Origin of the sequence: Candidatus Pelagibacter communis, from assembly GCF_001179845.1 — a bacterium.
Taxonomy (GTDB): Bacteria; Pseudomonadota; Alphaproteobacteria; order Pelagibacterales; family Pelagibacteraceae; genus Pelagibacter; species Pelagibacter ubique_Q.
Window position 1 is genome coordinate 1 of the sequence record NZ_CVSB01000060.1, and the last position, 2,089, is coordinate 2,089.

2 protein-coding genes are annotated in these 2,089 nt (G+C 32.4%); both read left to right on the top strand.

All coding sequences use genetic code 11. The annotated features are described in order from the left end of the window. Window positions 1-103 precede the first annotated feature (103 nt). Window positions 104-1,192 (top strand): ABC transporter ATP-binding protein, encoded by a 1,089-nt coding sequence (locus AMN81_RS05875; RefSeq protein ID WP_072091157.1) that lies wholly within the window; start codon window positions 104-106, stop codon window positions 1,190-1,192. Between the two features lie 135 nt (window positions 1,193-1,327). Then, the coding region (locus tag AMN81_RS05880; protein WP_072091158.1) for an extracellular solute-binding protein at window positions 1,328-2,089 on the top strand (762 nt) is incomplete at its 3' end.

A 2,089-nucleotide genomic window follows, 5' to 3' on the forward strand; every position in this document is an offset into this window, starting at 1 on the left:
AGTTCAAACTGATGAAACGGCTAGATATATTATTAATATAAATTTACTTTTGTAATGTTAAAAGTTTTTGACAAATCAATTTACAAATGTTTAAGGTAATTCTATGAGTAAAAATAAAGAATTCGTAAAATTTGAAAATGTAGATAAAAGTTACGATGGTAAACAATTAGTTGTTAAAGGTCTTAATCTAGATATTGAAGAAGGAGAGTTTGTTACCATGCTTGGACCCTCTGGTTCAGGTAAGACTACATGTTTAATGATGTTAGCTGGATTTGAAACCCCAACTAATGGACAAATTTATTTAGACAATAAAGTTATTTCAGATATTCCTCCACACAAAAGAGGGATTGGAATGGTGTTTCAAAATTATGCATTGTTTCCTCACATGACTGTTTATGAAAATTTAGCATTTCCATTAAGAGTTAGAAAAATTCCTAAAGATGAAGCTGATAAAAAAGTTGATAAAGCTCTTTCAATGGTATCACTTCAAGGATTTGAAGCTAGAATGCCAATGCAATTATCAGGTGGTCAACAACAAAGAGTTGCTGTTGCAAGATCTTTAGTATTTGATCCTCAATTAGTTTTAATGGATGAACCTCTTGGAGCTTTAGATAAAAATTTAAGAGAGAGTATGCAATATGAGATTAAACATATTCATGAAAACATTGGTGTAACAGTTGTATATGTTACACATGACCAAACTGAAGCCTTAACAATGTCTAATAGAATAGCTGTTTTCAATGATGGAAAAGTACAACAACTTTCTAGCCCTGATGAATTATATGAAAAACCAGTTAATTCTTTTGTTGCAGAATTTATTGGTGAAAATAATACCTTTGGTGGAGAAATATCAGATGTCTCAGGTGATAAATGCAAAGTCAAATTAAATTCAGGTACAGAAATTTTAGCAAATCCAATCGTAGCAAAAACAAAAGGAGAAAAAACTACAGTCTCTTTAAGACCTGAAAGAGCATTGATTGATCCAGAAACTAAAATGGACAATAATTACAAAGGAAATATTGAAGAAGTCATTTATCATGGTGATCACACAAGATTAAGAGTAGATTTATTGGGTAATAAAAATTTTATCCTTAAAGTTCCGAATAGTTCAAACAGAATGGATATTAAAGAAGGTAAAGAGATAAATATTGGATGGAATAGTGTTGATTGTCGTGCTTTAGATCCAAAATAATAATTTGTAATTTCAATAAAAAAACTTAATAAACAAGAGGCTAAATTGCTCGGAATCAGCTGTTGACTAAGCTTTGCTATCTTGTTTTAATTTCATTTTATAAAATAAAAACGTTAACGTTTAAAAGGAGAATAAATGAAAAAATTAAGTAAATTATTACTTGCTCTTTCTTTTGTGCTTTCTGTAACAACCTCAGCATTTGCAGTAACTGTAGTGTCTTGGGGCGGAGCTTACACAGAGTCACAAAAATTAGGTTATGGTGATCCTACTGCTAAAAAGTTAGGTATACCTGTTAATTGGGTAGACTACACTGGTGGATTATCAGAAATTAAAGCTCAAAAAGAAGCTGGAAAAATTACTTGGGACATCATGGATGTGTATGCAAAAGATACAATCATTGGATGTGACGAAGGTATTTTCCATGAATTTGATTTCGATAAAGACTTCTTGCCTGCTCCAGATGGAACGCCTGCAAGTCAAGACTTCTTTACAGGCATGCCTTCAAAATGTGCAGTTGGAAACATTCTGTACTCTTGGAACTTTGCTTATAATGATGCAACAATTGGAGATAAAAAGCCAAGAACAATTAAAGATTTCTTTAATACTAAAAAATTTCCAGGAAAAAGAGCAATCTACAAAGGTGCAATGTCTAACTTAGAGATCGCATTGGTTGCTGACGGAGTAAAAGCTAGCGGATCACAAGCTGGTGGAGACTTACTTTACAGAAAAATGGAAGGGGCTGGTATTGATAGAGCTTTAAATAAAATTAAAGCATTATGTACAGATCCTAATGGTGGATGTGTATTCTGGAATGCTGGAGCTCAACCGCCAGAACTATTAGCTAATGGTGAAGTAGTAATGGCTACTGGTTGGAATGGTAGATTCTTTAATGCGCAA